Source organism: Okeania sp. SIO2B9, assembly GCF_010672505.1.
In the GTDB taxonomy this organism is placed as follows: domain Bacteria; phylum Cyanobacteriota; class Cyanobacteriia; order Cyanobacteriales; family Microcoleaceae; genus Okeania; species Okeania hirsuta.
In genome coordinates, this window is the sequence record NZ_JAAHGK010000002.1 from 1 (window position 1) to 19,303 (window position 19,303).

A 19,303-nucleotide genomic window follows, 5' to 3' on the forward strand; every position below is an offset into this window, starting at 1 on the left:
CTTTCTCCCCTACTCCCCTACTCCCTAATGCACCAAATTAGATGAAACAGTCCAGTAGGGTGTGTTAGCGGTGGCGTAACTGAGCAAAACCCCATATCTATTGTCAGTGCGTAAGTCCTGATATTATTTATAGCAAGGAAGGAGTTGATGTTTGACATAGATTGATGATCAACCTTAAACAGAGAAATACTTTTGTAGTAGTTATCATAAGTCCTAAGATAGATGTTACCAACATTGAAACAATAATGCCATTAAATACTGACTCAGAAATTAATTCCACGCTAAAACTTGTTAATACTGCCGCTAAAGTTGCTGCTACTTGAGGCATTGACAAAGACCAGATGGTGAAAGCTTGATTCCAACTATAGCGATAGAGAAACTTAGCGATCGCTGTTGCGAGGAATTTATCAATGACTAAAGCTATGCTAACAATAGCAGAATAGTAAATAAAACAATAAGAGTATCTGGTAGAAATTATAGTAATTTTCGTACCCTTGAAATTTTTTGTACAGTACTCAGAAATGTTTTAGTATATAGGCAGCTTTCGGCAATCAACAAATATATCAGGTATGCACTTGTGGGAAATTTGTTAACTCACAAGACTAGAAGTGACAGCCATTTTCTGAGTATGTTCGTGCAGATATTCCAAGAATGTTTGAGCTACTACCGATAATTGTTTGCCAGCTAGATAGGATACATACCACTGTCGCTTAATCGGAAAATTTTGAACATCTAGGGTAGTGAGTTCCCACTCAGAACTTTCGCAGTAGAGAGTATGCTTTGACAAAATAGAAATTCCTAACCCTCCAGCGATCGCTTGTTTAATAGCCTCATTACTACCAAGTTCTAGGCGCACTTTCACATAAATTTTGTGCTTGGCAAATAATTTTTGCACCGCCTGGCGAGTACCAGAACCAGATTCTCGCATAATAAAGGCTTGATTATTGAGACGTTTAATCGGAATATTTCTCTGGCCTGCCAAAGGATGATTTTTGTTCGCTACTAAGACCAGGGGATTATCCATCAAAGCTTCACTACATAGAGGTATATCTTCAGGAGGTTGACTACATATATATAGATCGTCTTGGTTTTCCAACATTCGTCTAGTGATGTTTTGGTGGTTTGTCACCTCCAGAGAAATATCTACACCTGGATACTCTTGGCAGAAATAACCCAAGATTCTGGGTACAAAATATTTAGCAGTTGTAACTACTGCCAAACGTAATTGCCCTTGTTTTGTCCCCTTAATATCAGCTACCGTCATTTCAAAGCGAGCGAGCTGTTCAAATACTTCCTGACAAGTGGCAAATAATTCTCTACCAACATCTGTTAAATAAAGCTGCTTGCCAATTTGCTCAAACAAAGGTATACCTACTGCCTGGCCCAGTTGCTTTACCTGAGCAGAGACAGTGGGTTGAGTAATGAATAACTCTTCAGCAGCCTTAGTAAAACTACCGTGAAGGGCCACGGTCTGAAAGACTCTCAACTGATGTAAGGTTGCCTGAATCAAGAACTTTTCCTCCTAAAAGATAAGAAAAATAAAGAAAATCTTAAGACTGGTATAAGCAATTACAAACTATCAAGTATTGCATTCCCAATTGATTTCAATAATAATCTTGACATAGACGATAGTCAATGGTTAATGTAGGTATCATTGACTTAATTAAATAAAAAAGAAAAACTTATCAATCTTTATGGCTTTTGCTACACAAGTTTTCAACAAAATAAATTTTAGGAATATCAAGGGCGATATGTTCGGCGGTTTGACTGCTGCTGTCATTGCCCTCCCTATGGCACTCGCCTTTGGTGTCGCTTCGGGTGCCGCCGATGCTGGAGCACCTGCTGCGGGTTTGTATGGTGCTGTATTAGTTGGTTTGTTTGCAGCACTGTTTGGTGGTACTCCCACCCTGATTTCTGAGCCTACCGGACCGATGACCGTGGTAACCACTGCGGTGATTGCTCACTTAACTACCACCAACCCAGAAAATGGTCTGGCAATGGCTTTCACCGTAGTCATGATGGCAGGAGTACTCCAAATTATTTTTGGTTTATTGCGGTTTGGTAAATACATTACCATGATGCCTTACAACGTGATTTCTGGTTTCATGTCAGGCATCGGTATAATCCTGATTATCCTGCAAATAGGTCCATTTCTCGGACAAGCTAGCCCCAAGGGTGGTGTAGTTGGGACTATTCAGAACATACCTAACCTTTTAACAAGTATTAATCCTATAGAGACAGGTTTAGCAGCTCTGACAGTAGCTATACTCTTTTTGGTACCAGCTAAGGTCAAGAAATTTGTGCCACCACCATTATTAGCATTGGTAGTAGGAACAGTTATTTCTGTTTTATTTTTCTCAGATGCTGGTATTCGTCGCATCGGTGAAATTCCTACTGGTCTACCTAGCTTACAGTTGCCTTACTTTACTCCCGATCAATTGCAGTTAATGGTAGCTGATGCGACAGTGTTAGCAATGCTTGGCTGTATTGATGCTCTGCTGACTTCTGTGGTTGCTGATAGTTTGACTCGGACTCAACACAACTCCGACAAAGAATTAATTGGTCAAGGTTTAGGTAACTTAGCTTCAGGATTGTTTGGTGGTCTTCCTGGTGCTGGTGCAACTATGGGTACTGTAGTTAATATTAATACAGGTGCTCGCTCTGCTCTATCCGGTATTACTCGTGCTTTCATTTTAATGATTGTGGTTTTGGGAGCTGGTAGTTTAACTGCACAAATTCCTATGGCAGTTTTGGCAGGTATTGCTTTGCAGGTTGGTATTAAGATTATTGACTGGGGTTTCCTCAAGCGTGCCCATAATATTTCTTGGAAATCTGCCATGATTATGTACGGTGTGATCGGTCTGACTGTCTTCGTAGACCTGATCGCTGCTGTAGGTATTGGAGTGTTTGTTGCTAATGTTCTCACCATAGACCGCTTGACTCAAATTAAATCTGAGGATGTGAAAGCCATCACTGATGCTGATGATGCAATCATCTTAGACAATGATGAGAAAGAATTACTAGACCGTGCTGAGGGTCGAATTTTATTATTCCACTTAAGTGGTCCGATGATTTTCGGTGTCTCCAAAGCTATCTCTCGCCAACATACACTTCTGAACAACTATGAAGTGTTGATTGTAGATTTGAGTGAAGTACCTCACATGGGTGTGACTTCTGCTCTAGCAATAGAAAATGCAATTCAGGAAACTGTTGATACAGGTCGTCATGTATTCCTAGTTGGTGCTACAGGCAGCGTCAAACGACGTTTAGAAAAACTGGGAGTTTTAGAGATTGTACCTTCACAAAATATGTTGGTGGATCGCAAACAGGCATTAGTCAATGCTGTTGCCTTGGTTACTTCTGATGTTAATATCAATTCTGCAAATTCCAAGGTAAAGAACCAAACTCCATCCAGTTTTGACAATCTGCAAATTGGTCAAAATCAGTAACCAACAAATTAATTCAAGGAAAATCAGTTAATATTCAAACTCAGAGGTTGTTTGTAAAAAATTGTGAAGTGTTTTACCCCCGTAAACTGGGTATCTTATCCTATAAATTTAGGATAAGTAACTCAAGTTGTTAGAGTTTCAAGGTCAATCATTGTATATCACAAAACTTTACAAACAGTCTCTAAATATTATCTCTCTTTAAATACCCGCAATACAAAATTTAGGTAATATCATGTCCGGGTAATCAGTGATAAAAAACCTTTTCCCTTCTAACCTTTTCTTTCCTCTCTTGATGCGCATTCCCTTGCGCCTAGTGGCTATGCGGGGTTGCACCGCTTCTGCCTCCTGCTTCCTGCCTTCCTTCTTTGACTAATCTCTGCAAAGTCAAGAATTTTGTGATTATAACTAAACCACTGAAAACGTATATATTACAGTAATCGCAGTGATTACTTATTAAAAATTATTTTGCTAGTCTCAAGCATTGAAAGCAGAAAAAATGTTTTAAAATATTAGAAATTGCCCTTGATGAAACTTTAGCTAGTTCTTCCCCAAATTGGTTGTCGAAAACCTGATGATTCACATTTGACATTGAATTTCCAATTTGTGCTAGCCAGCGCAAATCTTGACATATTTTAAGTTTGAGGCCATGGTGACCTCTAATATCTAATTAATAAGGAATTACAACATGAATTTTTTCTCCGATTTCTTGACGCTCTTCCTGGGGAAATTGCAGTCCCCGACACTCGGATTTCTAATTGGTGGTATGGTTGTTGCAGCAGTCAATAGCCGACTGCAAATTCCAGATCCTATCTATAAGTTCATCGTTTTCATGCTGCTCCTAAAAGTCGGCCTGAGCGGTGGCATTGCGATCCGCAATGCCAATCTCCTGGAGATGCTGTTGCCCGCAGTGTTCGCCATGATAGTGGGAATCCTGATCGTGTTCATCGGACGCTACACATTGGCCAAACTGCCGAAGGTCAAAACCGTGGATGCCATTGCTACTGCAGGCTTGTTCGGTGCCGTGAGTGGCTCTACCCTCGCTGCCGGCCTGACGATACTGGAAACGGAAGATATCTTTTATGAGCCCTGGGCTGCCGCACTCTATCCCTTCATGGACATCCCAGCCCTCGTGACTGCGATCGTCTTGGCCAGCATTTATATCAGCAAGCAGCGCGATGCCGCATACGAGGATCTCAGCAAGCAGGAGTATCAAAGCAAGCAGGGCATTACCGCACGCGGGTATCCCAAGCGCAATACTGCAGACAAGCGGGTCGAGATATGGCCTATCGTGCAGGAAAGCCTCCAAGGCTCTGCTCTATCAGCACTGCTGCTAGGCCTCGCTCTAGGCATACTAACCAGGCCGGAAAGTGTCTATGATAGCTTCTTCAATCCCCTCTTCCGTGGCCTGCTTTCAATTCTGATGCTGGTAATGGGTATGGAAGCCACGGCAAGGATTGGCGAGCTGCGCAAGGTGGGTCAGTGGTATGCCATATATGCCTTTGTGGGGCCGCTGCTGCATGGGTTCATAGCCTTCGGTCTTGGCATGATTGCCCACTACATCACGGGATTCAGTTTTGGCGGTGTGGTGATCATGGCCGTCATCGCTGCCTCCAGTTCAGACATCTCAGGGCCGCCTACTTTACGAGCCGGTATCCCGTCGGCTAATCCCTCCGCCTACATCGGCTCGTCCACAGCCGTAGGTACGCCGGTTGCTCTTGCCTTGGGAATACCGCTCTTCATCGGGCTTGCCCAGGCACTGATGGGCAACTGATCGCAGACGGGTTGGGTTATGCCAGCGTTCTCTTGGCGCGGCAACCAACGTTACAGCTATATAATTTCAGTCATCAGTACCTCTGCAATAAAGAGGCTACGAAAATACAGAATTCTCTTTTTTCTTGGTCGATTAGATATGGTGCAGGTTTCCTCGCCATTCCACCCTATGGGAAGCTACGAAGAAAGAACTCCGTTCCGCTGTCGCGATCGACCACTTTTTATTCCCTTGAAAGAGCAGGGAGGCTTTAGACCACAATTTCTTGGTCAAGGTCTGTGTCTTCTCCATTCAACAGCCGCGTGACCTAGTAGGTATTGGTAGTGATTTTTTCACCAGCATCAACGTTCTACAGGCATGAAAAAGCCGAGGCTATGCCCCGGTTTTTTGGTTTGATCAACTGGGTTTTGAGTCAGAATTTGTGTGCGTGCAGTACCTCCATCACACTACAGATATAGGCGATGCCCGAATAATCGTCGAAAAACTGCCCTGCGACTTCATCCGAAATCTTCACCGCCATATCCCGATTGGGGGTGAGCACCTCGATCTTTATATTCGAGTAGGTTTCGGAAACGGTTGGTCCTCCGGACGATCGCACGTTACGACTGCCTTTACCGCCAGCGTCTACCACCGTATAACCGGTAGCCCCGGCTTCGTCGATGATCTTGGCGATCTTTTTCAGCAACAACTTTTCCGTGACGATGACGAGCTTGGTAGCTTGTTGGGTCATGCGGGTTACCTCTTGACGTTTTTAGTCTTTGAACTATACATAAACTCAGGAAAACGGCAGAATTACGCGCTATTGCGCCAATCCTAGTCGGCGAAGGGAATACAATCGCGTTTGTATACACGTTACGTAATATTGCGCTTGCCATATTAAATATGCTAACACCATACCATAAATCAGTCAAGAGAATATACACTAGGGCATTTGCGATCCACTTGTTGGATAGGGAGCGTCGGGATGTTTGCGCAGTATGACCTAGGAAAAGGAAAAACCAATCAATCGCATAACCATCACTTATAGTAGGGTTTAACGGCTGTTAACCACTAAAAATGGTGTATAATTTTGCGTTGCTGAAATGTAATGGTAAGTAGCTAAAGGTAAAATTGAAAAATTTATGTTTTGCATTGATACTTAATCTAAAAATTATTACCATTCAGCAACGCCTATAATTTTATATGCGTGAGTAAGCCCGATTATTTAATCTCGGCTACTCCACACCCCAAACTTACTCGCCAACAGGTTCAAGCCGAATTAATTGTCCATTAGGTCGATCGGTGAGAACATACAGTAGCCCATCAGGCCCTTGTCGCACATCCCGCACTCTCTGACCGATAGAAATAGACTTCTGAGTGACAACATTACCCGCTTCATCTACCTCAATGCGACGGATATCTTGGGATACTAACCCACCTGCAAACAAATTACCTTGCCACTGTGGAAAGCGATCGCCACTGTAGAAAGCTAAACCAGAGGGGGCTATTGATGGAGTCCACACCACTTTAGGGTCTACCAGACCAGGGCGAGATGTTTCCGGAGAGATGAGTCCTCCAGAATATTCTCGACTGTGGGTGACTGCCGGCCAACCGTAGTTTTCTCCAGCCTCAACAAGATTCAGTTCGTCGCCACCTCGCGAACCATGTTCTGTTGCCCAGACTCTATTCCTTGTGGGGTCAAAGGTGATTCCCTGAATATTACGATGTCCGTAGCTCCAAACGGCAGGTTCGGCATCTGTAGAAGTTGCGAAAGGATTATCGGAGGGTACAGAACCATCGTCATTTAACCGTAAAACTTTGCCCAGATGACTACGGCGGTTTTGAGCTTGTTGGCGGATAAATTCGCCATTGAATTCAATAGGTGGGTTGCCACCGTCACCAATTGTTATTAGTAGAGTTTCGTCAGGTAGCCAAATAATGCGTGACCCGAAGTGTTGCGCGCCAGTTTTTGTCTGGGAAACCTCGAAGATTACTTGCAGATCGCGCAGAGTATTCTCCTCAAGTCTCGCCCGTGCTATGCGGGTGCGGTTTGCCGAGCGATCGCCGTGGGAATAAGTCAGATAAATCAAGCGATTTTCTGTAAAGCGCGGGTGAATTGAGACATCCATTAATCCCCCTTGGCCAGAGGCAAATATTTCAGGAAGTCCTGTAACTGGAGTTGGATCTAGAACTCCATCACGCACAATTCGCAATCTCCCTGGTCGCTCAGTAATTAGGATAGTGCCATCAGGAAGCCAGGCCAGGCTCCAAGGATGTTCTAGGTCTTCTACCAAGGTGATTTTCTGGAAGCCTGAATTAGTGGCGATATTTTCTGGAGACTCAATTTGATTATTAGAAACTGATGCAGTCTGAGTCTGAGTAGCAGTAGATGAATCTAGTTGAACATTGGTGGTACAACTTAAAGTCCCGAATAGAGCGATCGCTATAGTAGTGCGAAATACTATTTTACTCCCTGCTGTTATGAGGCGATCGAGTAGATCGAGGGGTATTTGGTCTGACTGAGAAAACAAATTATTTTGAAACATATTATTCTGTCGCATTTTTATGACTATAGAATCTTGATTATTTAGCATTTTGATATCAAGTTAGCATTTTTTTAGCTCTTTGACATATACTTATGTTTGATAAATTAATCGAGCGATCGCCTTTTGTTAGAATGTATTGAAGAATTACATCCAGATAGTGATTCGCCTTAATAAGGGAGTTTCGACGAGTACAATTAAAACAAATCTACCAACAAATATATGGGATGAATTCATTGAGATGGTAGAAAACCATACCTATAAAAAAGCTAAGTGCTATTACCACAACCAGCAAATTACATCCGTGCTGAGAATTTAACTTCTGACTTCTGACTTCAGCTATATCTGGTGTAGTAGAAAATTTGGTAGTTCTGTAGATGTAGCGATAGCTCAAAACATTGCATTGAGCGCACCATTGATCGACGTACTAGGAACTCTAGGTGTGTTAGGAAATGCAAATCTATTTTTGATCTACCCCAACAGCATAATTTTTCGACCCGATGCTCAATTATAGGTGTTGCACAATAGAGAATGATATTCTAGAATTTTCTAGACAGATGGACTGTCCTGATTGTCAAAGTCATAAAGTAGTGAAAAATGGTCATCGTCAGGGCAAACAGAGTTATCTGTGCCGTAACTGTGGCCGTCAATGCGCGAGAAAGCCCCTGTCCTGCGGGTTATAAGTTCTGATCTTAAAGAGCTTTGTGTGAAAATGTCCCTATTTGGCATGGGATTGGGAGCCATTGAGAGAGTGACTGGTATTTCCCATAACACAGTGCTCAACTGGGTACGACTTGCACCAAGCACAGATTCCCGATCGTAACTATGAAATACCTCAAACAGCTCACGCTAGATCAACTACAAACTTTTATGGGCTCAAAAAAAACCAAATTTGGGTCTGGAGAGTCGTCAACAGCAAAATGCCAGGAATTCTGAAGTTTGTACGGGGGCGTTAGCGTTTGCGATAGCATTCCGCAAGGAAAGCTCCTCTGTAAGAGACTCGCTCGTTAGTTACCTTGACTATATTGTGGCAGATGATTCACGGTTGGGCCGGTTTTCTTGATATTGTGGTTTAATTGCTACAGTGCAAGAAGGAGCGGTAGGAAATGGAGGAACTATCACAGTCAATACAGAAAATTTACGACTTCAAGATGGAGCGCAGATCAACGCCCGCAGCAGAGGTGGGGGAGATGCAGGCAATATAACCATCTCTGCTAAAGACACAGAAATAATAGGAAAATCTCCCAATGGTATATGGCTAAGTGGCTTAACCGCAGAAGCAACAGATGAAGGAACAGGAGCAGGAGGAACGTTAATTATCAACGCCGAAAATTTCAATATTCGGGATGAAGCAGAAATCACAGTCAGCTCCCAAACCCAAGAACCAGCAGGCAACCTAGAAATCAACAGCAACAACATCCTCATAGAAAACCAAGCTAGTCTCAATGCCAAAACCACAGGAGGTCAAGGCAGCATCACCATCAAAAACAACAAAGACTTTATTCTCCGCCACAACAGCAACATCAGCACTAACGCCACAGGAGAAGCCACCGGAGGCAACATCAATATCAACACCGAAAACCTAGTCGCACTGGAAAACAGCGACATCTCCGCCAATGCTCAAGCCGCCTTCGGAGGCACTATCAACATCACCGCAGCAGGCATATTCGGCACAGAATTCCGCCCCTTTTAGGGGGAGGCTTTAAACCCAATTTTTCGGTAAATTCTAAATCTTTATCAAAAATTTTTAACTCCCTGTCAAATAAGGATGCCCAGAATTTTTTGGAGATTTTGGCGCAAAACAAAGGGCTTAATCGCCCTGAAAATTAATTTAAGTTTGAACTATTTTTTGACAAATTACAAGAAATTTTCTGAACTCAAGCTTATTACATTATTAACTGTAGCTAGTAGATCTCCACTAGCAGTAACTGTTAATAATGTATTCCTACCATTTAGTACAAAAGTTAAATCAGTAAATTCTAAATCATCAGATAATACTATCTTATCGCCTCCTAGTTGAAAATCCATAATGGTATCACCACCAAAGCGACTAGCAAGTAGAAAAAGGTCACTGCCCTTACCACCTATAAGGGTATCATTACCCCTACCACCTCTAAGGCGATCATTGCCATCGCCACCTTGAAGGTTATCATCACCCTTACCACCTCTAAGGAAATCATTGCCAAATCCACCTACAAGGAGATCATTGCCAAATCCACCTACAAGGAGATCATTGCCAAATCCACCTTGAAGGTTATCATTGCCATTACCACCGTCAAAGAGATCATTGCCATTACCACCTACAAGGAGATCATTGCCATCATTACCTCTAACGGTATCATCACCATTACCACCTATAAGGGTATCAAAACCATTATTACCCCCAAGGGCATCATTGCCATTACCACCGTCAAAGAGATCATTGCCAAATCCACCCAGAAGGGCATCATCGTCCAAACCACCCAGAAGGGTATCATTGTTATTACCACCTATAAGGCGATCATTGCCATTACCACCTCTAAGGAGATTATTGCCAAATCCACTCAGGAGGAGGGGTTTTATTTTTCTGTTTCTTCTTCTGCTTTTTCGTTCTAGTAAATGTGGAATTGTCTGCGGTTGTCTGATAATTCGGTTCATTAGTAAAACGTTCCTGGACTAAATCCTGTAAATCTTTTTCCCAAGCTTTAATATCAGGTGTTTTTGACGTAAGACCTTTTTCATTGTTTTTAGATTCTGGCTCATCTACTGTTTCTGTCTCTGGGTCAGGTTCTTGTTTCGGGTGCAAATAATTTCCCACAATCTCTTCGAGTAATTTTTCCGGCTTGACTCCCTGTTGTTTGGCCAAAGCTCTTAATTTGTCCCAGACATCTCTGGGTAGCTTTGCTGTGGCTAAGAGAGGTGTTGTTTCCCCAGTAATAGTAGTTTCTATGTAATTTGCTGTAATGGGTTTGGATTGATCCTTTGCTTTATCCAACACTTCTTGCCAACAACTCATAGTTTCATCAGTTTCCTCGCTGACTTGACTCACAGAAGTGGCTAATCTGGTAGCTTGAGATACGTTGTCTGGCAGCTCGGTAAATCCTTCCAGCATCAATGACCAAGATATTTGAGCAGCTTTAATGACTCGTTTGACGTAATAGACCGATTTTTTCAAACATTTAACACAATATTGTTTGAAGGTTTTATACCCTAAATTTTGATAAAGTTTGTAAATCTGAAAAGCTCTCAAGGCCATGCCCTCTTTGATATAGGCGTATCTGTCGGCCAGCATATCTATTTCCAGAGAGGCGATCGCATCATCGCCATTTTTCCAGGTTTCGTTCCAAAACAAATCGCAAAATTTATCTAGATGGCCATCTGCCCATTGGGGAAGTTCTGGGTCATTAAAAGGTATCTCGAATCCGTGGTTGTATAGGTTTCCAATCATAAGTAAGAAAGTAAGAAAAAGTTAGGTTAGTAAGTAAGGGGTGGATTCAACAATTAATAATTAACAATTACCTCCTCTTTTCAGGGATATCTAACCCCACCCCGAAAGATATCCAATAGATAGTCACTAAGAATAAGTATGCTGATGTCTTTTAAGCACTAGGTTTTAACTGTTTGAACTGCTCCGTTGGGCATCACCTCTTGAGCATTGTTTGTGTATGACTTGATATTATAATTACATTGTGTATAAGATTATGTCAAGAGGGTTGAGTAGAATTATCTTGTACACAAACAATGGACAAAAGAATAATAGATGGCTGGAAAACCGAAATACAAAAGTCCCAAAAAACGAACCAATCTATCACTAACTCCGGAGACCTTGCAACGTATGGACGAAATAGCGGAGGCGTTGAATATCAGTCGCAGCGAGCTAGTGGAAAAGTGGACGGGGGCATGGGACAAACTGGAATCCGTTGGATTATTGGGGGAATCCTTGGCCTGTTTCGGGAAGTAATGCACGAAGCTTTGAGTTACATAGACGAGCATGGCGAAAGATTAGAAAAAAGACTAACAGATCATAAAAATAAGAAAGCTAGTTTTTTAGAGAAGTCAGCAGCACTGGAAAAAGAAATCGCTCGCCTATTGGAGCAGGTCGAAAAGCTTCCAGAAGAATCAACAACGGAAGAAGAATAAACTCAGAAAGCCGATCGCAGCAATGTGGTCGGTATTTTTTCATGCCACAAATTCTACACAACCAATACGCCCAACTTGCCACAGATCAACACCAAGGCAAAATCTTTCAACTCAGACAATATAACCCCCAACTTCACCTGGTCTACCCGAAACATTAATTTATATCAACGAGCTTAAGTCTTAGGTTTTAACTGTTTGAACTGCTTCGTTGGGCGTCACCTCCTGGGTATTTTTTCTGTATGAATATAGTATTACAATAACTTCTGTATACAATAGTTGTCAAGAGTTTAGTTAGAATCTTTCTATACAGAAACAATGGATACTTTAGAAGGACATGGCAAGACATCCAATTCACGGAGTGAGAAAAGAACGAATCAACTTGACGATAACGCCAGAATCTCGGCAAAGGTTGAAACAGATAGCAGAAGCTTTGAACACCAGTCAAGGAGAACTACTAGAGAAGTGGATAAAAGCATGGGACAAACTGGAATCAGTTGGATTATTGGGGGAATTCTTGGCCTGTTCCGGGAAGTAATAGACGAAGCTTTGAGTTATATGGACGATGATGGTGAAAGATTAGAAAAAAGACTAGCAGATCATAAAAATAAGAAAGCTAGTTTTTTAGAGAAGTCAGCAGCACTAGAAAAAGAAATCAGTCGCCTATTGGAACAGGTCGAAAAGCTTCCAGAAGAATCAACAACAAAAGAATAATAAATTCAGGAAGCCGATCGCAGCAATGTGGTCGGTATTTTTTCAAGCCAAAAATTTTACACGACAAATACGCCCAACTCCCCACAGGTCAGCACCAAGGCAAAATCTTTCAACTCAGACAATATAACCCCCAACTTGACCGAAAAATTTGGGTAGTTACGCTTCCTCTTTTAAGAGGATAAATATGTCAGTTAAGTCTTAGGTTTTAACTGTTTGAACTGCTTCGTTGGGCATCACCTCCTAAAAATTTAACCCTGATTGTATTGTTTATTATTTTAACTATCCGGATAGAATAAGTCAAGTGGTTCAGATAAAATTTTTCTATCCGTATAAAATGGCTAACAAAACAAATGGCGAGACATCCAAATTATGACGAGAAGAAAACAAGCTTGGAAATAAGCTTGACTCCCAAGGCAAAAACAAGGTTAGGACAGATGGCGAAAGCGTTGGGCCTGAGTCGGAGCGAACTAATAGAACAGTGGGTAAGGCAAGAGTCTTCACCGGGGGGGAACGCGAAACTCTTGGGAAAATTCTTGAACAACTTCAAGAGTTGCAACGTGAACATATTAAATATATAGAAGCTCATGGAGACAGATTAGTACAAGGACTTCAGGAAAATAACGAATATAAGTCAAAAGTCTTGGGAAAGATGGGTGCTTTAGAAGAAGAGGTAGTCAGGATTTTGAGTGGAGAAGCAGAACTTCTAGTAAGCGACAAAACAGAAGAAGAATAAATTTAGGAAGCCGATCGCAGCAATGTGGTCGGTATTTTTTCATCAAATAGAATATTAGTGTAATAATTGTGGCCATTATTGGCCTCGTACAAATGCTGTGAGGATTATTTTTGAGGAAATTTAATCAATATGCAGAATCTATTCAAAAAAATTTATAAACTTATTAGTAATAAAAATAGACTAAAGATTGGGATACTAAAGTTGATAGCGATCGCTCTATTTGGTTTTTGTTTCAGTCTGGGAATTAATTTTTTATCTCCCATTTTAGCACAATCTTCTCCTTCTAGTTTAATTCAGCAAGGAGTCAAATTGTTACAGCAGGGAAGGGCGGAAGCTGCATTGGAAGTTTGGCAACAAGCAGAAGTTATTTATCGGAAAAATAAGGATCGTATTGGTGAAATTAGAAGTCAAGTTAATCAAGCTCAAGCATTAACAAGTATGGGATTTTATAGACGTTCCTGTGATACAGTGCTACAAGCATTTGGCAATGATTTACAGTGTGAACGCTTGACATAAAGTGAGCTACAAACTGTTTTGTCAAGATTTAATACATCAAATACTAATCTAAATTTTCAAGGTCTACAAAGCTTGGGAAATGGATTGCGCGTACTGGGTAAATTGGCTTTATCTCAAAAGGTTTTAGAAGCTAGTTTTCCATTGGTAAATTCTCAAAATATTGAAGGTCGATTATTGCTAAATTTAGGAAATACAATTCTTTCTCAAGCTCAAGGCATTGCTAATTTTAGGCTGAGAGGAAAAGCAGAAAGACAAGCAATTATCCAAGGTTTATCTTATTATGAAAAAGCGGTGACTGTTTCTGATGAAGAATTAATTAAAATTCAGGCAACTATTAATCATCTTAGTCTGTTACTTGAATTAAACCGACAATGGCAGAAGAGTTCAGGTGATGATTGGCTGCAACCTCATGTACAATTTCAGATTGATACTTTACCTCAAATTATTGGTATTTTAAATAAAATTAATCCCTCTCCTCATTCAATTCAAGCAACGATTAAATTTGCAGAAAGTTTGATGAATTTTGAGCAAATAAATGCCAAATCAACTTTAGTTCAACTACAGACTAATTTTGCCGAATTAACTCTACCAAATACTATTAATGAACAATTCCTCGACCAAGCAATTCAACAAGCAAAAATTATTCATAATTCTCGTTTAGAAGCTTATGCCATTGGAATTCAAGGAAAATTGTATCAAAACATGGGAAAACTAGAAAATGCACTTAATTTGACAAATCAAGCCTTGGCGATCGCTCAAAAAATCTCTGCTTCAGATATTGCTTATCAACTCCAAGAACAATTGGGAGATATTTTTCTCCAACAAGGAGATTCCTCAAAAGCACTTTTAGCTTATAAATCTGCTTTTAATACCCTGCAAATTTTACGACGCAACTTGGTAGCTTTAAATAGAGATATTCAGTTTGATTTTCGGGCAAATATTGAACCTTTATACAGAAAACTTGTAGCACTATTACTTCAGCCTGAACTTGGTTCAACTCAACCAAAATTGTCCAATATAAAAGCAGCTCAGAAGGTAATTGAATCTCTACAATTAGCAGAATTAGATAATTTTTTCCAAAATGCTTGTGTCAATGCTGAAGATATTAATATCGATGAAATTGATAAAAATGCAGCCGTTATTTATCCAATATTGTTAGATAATCAATTAAGTGTTATTCTCAAATTGCCTGGAACTGACAACTTTCGTTATGCTTCAGTGAGCGATAAAAACTTTGCAGCACAATTTCAGGAAACCTTATTTAATCTTAGAGTAAACATTACAACTATAAGAGGAAGCAGCAAAGTTAAGTTGCCATCTAATCAACTTTATCAGTGGTTAATTAAACCCTTTGAAGCAGATTTGGAAATAGATTTAGAACACGATACCAGTCAAATCAAAACTCTAGTTTTTGTCTTGGATGGGTTACTCAGAAATTTTCCCATGTCTGTATTGTATGATAGCGATCGCGAACGTTATCTCGTGGAAAGATATGCAATTGCAGTAGTACCGGGTTTGCAATTAGTCAATCCCAAACCTTTATTAAAGGAGCAGCTACGAGTATTAACTGCCGGAACAAGTCAGAAAGCACCTAGTTATGAATTGGAGGGTTTTAGTTCCCTACCCTATATTCAACAAGAACTAGATGCTATTGAAAAAACTGTACTACAATCTGAAAAATTAGCAGATGAAAAATTCACGAAAACTAATATTCAAGCTCAGGTTAATTCTGAACCTTTTAACATTATCCATATTGCAACTCACGGACAGTTTAGTTCTAATCCAGATGATACCTTCATTTTAGGTTGGGAAGAACGTATTAATGTTCGAGATTTAGACCTACTGCTTCAGACTAGGAATTTGACAAGGTCAGAGCGAGCGATCGAATTATTAATTTTAAGTGCTTGTCAGACGGCATTGGGAGATACACGAGCAGCATTGGGTTTGGCTGGAGTTTCTATTCGGGCAGGGGCTCGTAGTGTTCTAGGGAGTTTATGGAACGTTAATGATGGCTCTACAGCAGAATTAATGAAACAGTTTTATCAAGAATTATTGCAGTCTGGTAGTTCACAACTCAGAAAAGCGGAAGCACTGCGTCAAGTTCAAATGAAATTTATCAAAGGAGAAATAGAATTAAATGCAGATTACGATAAACCCTATTATTGGTCATCATTTATTCTTGTTGGTAATTGGTTGTAGTTCGTAAGGAAGAGGGAAGAAGGAAGAGGGAAGAGGGAAAATTTGGGTTCAACGAGATGGAACTGAAGTAGGAATAGCTAGGGAGTTAATTGAAGCGGGGGTGCCTAAGTCTGATATTGTACTAGTGCAGGATGGCAGAAATAAGTGACCAGTAGGAGCAATGCCCTCTTCCTGAGATAGAATACTCAGAGGTGCGATCGCATCGGAGAGGCCAGCCCCAAAAAGTGACCACTAAAAAAAAGTGATTTCTGGCGACAACTCTTAATTATTGCCTTTTTTCAGTGATTAAATTCACTGGAGATAGAGCGGTATTATCCTGTTTGATTAGCGTAATTATTACGCTAACTGTTAGTTACTTTTTGTCCAAAGTCCAATCGAATATCTTTACTCACTAATAACTTTGATTCAGGTATAATAATAATATCTCAATAAAATATTAAATATATATACCTATGGATACTGCAAAAATTAGCACCGAATCAGTAAAGTTACTATCTATTATTACTGGCAATAAACTAAGCAAAAGAGATATTAATCCACCAGTATTGTTTCTGGCAAATTTAGTCATCATATTGATAGGTGTTATTTATGCAGATGGGAAAGTAGCAGAGGAAGAAAGAGCAAGATTAAAAATTACCCTCCATAAATTTATCCCGCCGAAAGGAAATATCTTGGAATTAACTAAGTTAATGATTAAAGGAGTATCAAAGCAACATCTTTACAAAAAAATTGAGGCGATTTTGACATTAACTTATCCTCTGTCTCCTCCAGAAAAATTGTTATTAATTTGCTTTGGTTATGAGATGTCTGCTGCTGATGGAAATATTGATGTACGAGAAAAAAAATATTTGGAAATTATTAGTCGTAAGTTAGGCATTAAAACCAAACATTTGCAGGTATTAGAAGCAGGATTTACTCATCAAGAAAATTTCGCCCATAAGGCAATGGAGGAAGTGGCATATTTACTCAATCCAGCACGTTTCCATCAGTTAGATAATATTTTTGTCAAAGCTGCTAGTGAAATGCTAAATTCACTCTTACCCAACTACAATCAAAATCAAAACAAAAAAAATCAGCCTCAACAAACTGTTGTTTATCAAAGATTAAAAGAGTTTCAAAAATATAAACAACAATTGCATAATCTTTGCTCCGAAATTTATCAAATAGTTACAGTATCAACTGAGAGAGATTTACTGCCCAATACTTTAATATCTGAAGTAAATAAAATATTAAAAAAATTACAATCCCAAAAATTCCGAGTTGCAGTGGTTGGAGAATTTAGTCAAGGTAAATCAACCTTATTAAATGCTTTGTTAGGAGAAGAAATTCAACCAGTCAGAGAAATTCCTTGCAGTGGCACAGTTACAGTTTTAAAATATGGCGAACAAAAGCGGGTAATTTGTCGTGATAAAAATGGTAATGAGATAGAAATTTCTTTAGCAGAATATCAGGAAAAATCTACTATTTCAGAATCAGCAGCTTTAGGAGATATGAGTCAAGAATTAGCACACTCAGAGATAGAATCAATATTTTTTGAACATCCAGATTTAGAGTTATGTAAAAGTGGGGTAGAAATTATTGATTCTCCTGGTTTAAATGAAAATCCTAACCGTACAGCTATTACTCAAAAACTATTAGAAGATACTGATGCAGTGATTTTCTTAACTAATGCTTCTCGACCATTAACTCAAGGGGAACAAGAGTTAATTCAAAGTATAAAGTTGCAGTTAAATGGGAATCAAATTAATTTACCTGCAGATAATTTATTTGTGTTGGTGAATTTTCTAGATTTGGTCAGGAGTGAAAAAAGCCGTCAGCAAATTAGGCAACGATTAGAAAATTTTGTATTTGGTGAAAAACCGATTATTTCTACTGATAGTCATTTACATTTTATTTCTGCTCAAGCTGCTTTAGATGCAATTTTAGAGAGTGAAGAAAATGAATATTTAACCTCTTTTAATAATTTTACAAAGTCCATAGAAAAGTTTCTGACTATTGAGCGAGGTGTTGTGGAATTTCAGCAGTTTGTAACTAAGATGAATAGTTTAATTTCTGAGTCAATAAAAGGATTAGAACAAGCAGAAAAAATTTTAGATGGTCAGGTGTATTTGCCGGAAGAGGCAAAACAGAAAATATTGGAAAAAATAGGGGAAGCTAGTGAAGGGGATGTGAAAATTTTATCAACTACTGAAAAACTGAAAGATAAGAGTATTAAAAAAGTGGCTGAAGCATGGGTTCAATGGACAGAAGGATTGAGCGATCACTTATCTGAAAAAATTAATGAATGGGATTCAGAACATTCACCTCTTTGGGATAAGGAAAAAGTTATCAAAGATTATGCTGAAGGATTTACAAGTTCTCTTTCTACAGAATTAGAAAATTGGGGTAATACAGAAGTCAAGAAAATTGTGGTGAATAATTTACAGATTTTAAGTAAAGAAGTTTGTCAAAAATTAGAGGTTGTTAGAATGAATTTACAAGAGGTTGATGAGCAAATAAATTCTAATTTGAATGAGCAATTTAATTTGGCAATTAAAAATATTAAAGTAGATGGATTAGATATAAATTCTGTAATTAAGTTAGAAGAGTATGATGATAATGGAGGTGCTTTATGGGAAGGATTACAATTAGGTAGTCTCACGGCAGGTGCATTATTTATGTTTACAGGATTGGGAATTTTGCCTATTATTATAGCTGGGGGAGCAGTGGCTTTGATTAGCTCATTTTTTGGTATTGGTGGTGATGAAGAAAAAGCAGATATGAAAATTAAACAACAAGTTTATAATGTGGGTTTTCAAAAGTTTCAGGAGTCTTCTGAAGAAATACTTGATAAGGTTTGTGACAATATTGCTGAAGTTTTCTATACTCAGTTTAAATCTGTAAGTACGGTAATTGAACAGGCAATCTTGCTTTACGAAAATATCCTGGAACAACAAGATAAAGCTCACAAAGAAACTCAGTCACAACTACAAGTTGAAAAAGTATTTATATCCACTAAACAACAGCAACTTAAACAAATACAAAGCCGACTTGAAATAATCTTAACTCAAATTAGTGGGAGTAAATAAACTGCTATTGACTGAAATGAAAAGTCCTCAATAATTTATTTACTAGAAAAGGCGATCGCTCAAATTATTCAGCGGGGGAGTAGAGGAGAATTCAACAATTAATAATTAATAATTACCTCTCCTTAAAAAGAAGAGGATTGACGCTGAAGGAATTTTTTTTCTTTTTTCTCCTTTAAAGGAGAGGCTTTTAATCTTAATTATTCGGTAAATACAAGAGT

Annotated in this window: 17 protein-coding genes and 2 pseudogenes; 13 read left to right on the top strand and 6 right to left on the bottom strand. The window is 39.4% G+C overall.

Going from position 1 to position 19,303, the window contains the following annotated elements:
• Window positions 1-127 precede the first annotated feature (127 nt).
• Both F6K13_RS00105 and F6K13_RS00110 read right to left on the bottom strand, forming a co-directional pair.
• Window positions 128-328, bottom strand: coding sequence for a hypothetical protein (locus tag F6K13_RS00105; RefSeq protein ID WP_124142931.1), 201 nt, complete (start codon window positions 326-328; stop codon window positions 128-130).
• A 261-nt stretch (window positions 329-589) separates the two neighbouring features.
• Window positions 590-1,510: a LysR family transcriptional regulator gene (locus F6K13_RS00110; RefSeq protein ID WP_124142930.1), complete on the bottom strand. Its 921-nt coding sequence runs from the start codon at window positions 1,508-1,510 to the stop codon at window positions 590-592.
• A gap of 184 nt (window positions 1,511-1,694) precedes the next feature.
• Between F6K13_RS00110 and F6K13_RS00115 the strand changes: the two genes are divergently transcribed.
• A complete protein-coding gene (locus tag F6K13_RS00115; RefSeq protein ID WP_124155150.1) occupies window positions 1,695-3,449 on the top strand; it encodes a SulP family inorganic anion transporter in 1,755 nt (584 codons plus the stop codon).
• Window positions 3,450-4,134: 685 nt separating this feature from the next.
• Window positions 4,135-5,220, top strand: a complete 1,086-nt coding sequence (locus F6K13_RS00120; RefSeq protein WP_124155151.1) for a sodium-dependent bicarbonate transport family permease — start codon at window positions 4,135-4,137, stop codon at window positions 5,218-5,220.
• Between the two features lie 409 nt (window positions 5,221-5,629).
• On the opposite strand, the gene F6K13_RS00125 is transcribed toward F6K13_RS00120, so the two are convergent.
• A complete protein-coding gene (locus F6K13_RS00125) occupies window positions 5,630-5,947 on the bottom strand; it encodes a P-II family nitrogen regulator (protein ID WP_124155152.1) in 318 nt (105 codons plus the stop codon).
• Between the two features lie 502 nt (window positions 5,948-6,449).
• The gene (locus F6K13_RS00130) at window positions 6,450-7,790 is read right to left on the bottom strand and encodes a PQQ-dependent sugar dehydrogenase (protein ID WP_240041630.1); all 1,341 of its coding nucleotides are present in this window, start codon (window positions 7,788-7,790) and stop codon (window positions 6,450-6,452) included.
• 506 nt (window positions 7,791-8,296) lie between these two features.
• On the opposite strand from F6K13_RS00130, the pseudogene F6K13_RS00135 reads away from it, so the two are divergent.
• Window positions 8,297-8,806 (top strand): annotated as a pseudogene (locus tag F6K13_RS00135) (IS1 family transposase); the annotation flags it as partial.
• A gap of 17 nt (window positions 8,807-8,823) precedes the next feature.
• Window positions 8,824-9,432, top strand: a complete 609-nt coding sequence (locus tag F6K13_RS00140) for an S-layer family protein (protein WP_124142926.1) — start codon at window positions 8,824-8,826, stop codon at window positions 9,430-9,432.
• Between the two features lie 164 nt (window positions 9,433-9,596).
• Here F6K13_RS00140 and F6K13_RS00145 read toward each other — a convergent pair whose 3' ends face one another.
• Together F6K13_RS00145 and F6K13_RS00150 are read right to left on the bottom strand one after the other, a co-directional pair.
• Entirely contained in the window at window positions 9,597-10,376 is a 780-nt protein-coding gene (locus tag F6K13_RS00145; protein WP_287286629.1) for a calcium-binding protein, read from the bottom strand.
• A complete protein-coding gene (locus tag F6K13_RS00150; protein ID WP_124142924.1) occupies window positions 10,267-11,166 on the bottom strand; it encodes a hypothetical protein in 900 nt (299 codons plus the stop codon). Before F6K13_RS00150 ends, F6K13_RS00145 begins: the two co-directional genes overlap by 110 nt.
• Window positions 11,167-11,553: 387 nt before the next feature.
• On the opposite strand from F6K13_RS00150, the gene F6K13_RS34795 reads away from it, so the two are divergent.
• From F6K13_RS34795 to F6K13_RS00185, 9 genes and pseudogenes are all read left to right on the top strand, one after another.
• Window positions 11,554-11,679, top strand: coding sequence for a hypothetical protein (locus tag F6K13_RS34795; RefSeq protein WP_353735625.1), 126 nt, complete (start codon window positions 11,554-11,556; stop codon window positions 11,677-11,679).
• Entirely contained in the window at window positions 11,619-11,858 is a 240-nt protein-coding gene (locus F6K13_RS34800) for a hypothetical protein (protein ID WP_353735624.1), read from the top strand. Before F6K13_RS34795 ends, F6K13_RS34800 begins: the two co-directional genes overlap by 61 nt.
• A 315-nt stretch (window positions 11,859-12,173) precedes the next feature.
• The gene (locus F6K13_RS00160; protein ID WP_124142921.1) at window positions 12,174-12,569 is read left to right on the top strand and encodes a hypothetical protein; all 396 of its coding nucleotides are present in this window, start codon (window positions 12,174-12,176) and stop codon (window positions 12,567-12,569) included.
• A 350-nt stretch (window positions 12,570-12,919) separates the two neighbouring features.
• On the top strand, window positions 12,920-13,147 hold the full coding sequence (locus F6K13_RS34805) for a ribbon-helix-helix domain-containing protein (protein ID WP_124142920.1): 228 nt from the start codon (window positions 12,920-12,922) through the stop codon (window positions 13,145-13,147).
• A complete protein-coding gene (locus F6K13_RS00165; RefSeq protein ID WP_192901027.1) occupies window positions 13,048-13,302 on the top strand; it encodes a hypothetical protein in 255 nt (84 codons plus the stop codon). The genes F6K13_RS34805 and F6K13_RS00165 overlap by 100 nt, the downstream gene beginning before the upstream one ends.
• A gap of 129 nt (window positions 13,303-13,431) precedes the next feature.
• Window positions 13,432-13,818 (top strand): hypothetical protein, encoded by a 387-nt coding sequence (locus F6K13_RS00170; protein WP_287286631.1) that lies wholly within the window; start codon window positions 13,432-13,434, stop codon window positions 13,816-13,818.
• A gap of 18 nt (window positions 13,819-13,836) precedes the next feature.
• A complete protein-coding gene (locus F6K13_RS00175) occupies window positions 13,837-16,017 on the top strand; it encodes a CHAT domain-containing protein (RefSeq protein WP_287286632.1) in 2,181 nt (726 codons plus the stop codon).
• A 34-nt stretch (window positions 16,018-16,051) separates the two neighbouring features.
• Window positions 16,052-16,165: pseudogene (locus F6K13_RS00180) on the top strand (element excision factor XisI family protein); the annotation flags it as partial.
• Window positions 16,166-16,469: 304 nt separating this feature from the next.
• Window positions 16,470-19,085, top strand: a complete 2,616-nt coding sequence (locus F6K13_RS00185; protein WP_124144909.1) for a dynamin family protein — start codon at window positions 16,470-16,472, stop codon at window positions 19,083-19,085.
• Window positions 19,086-19,303: the final 218 nt, after the last annotated feature.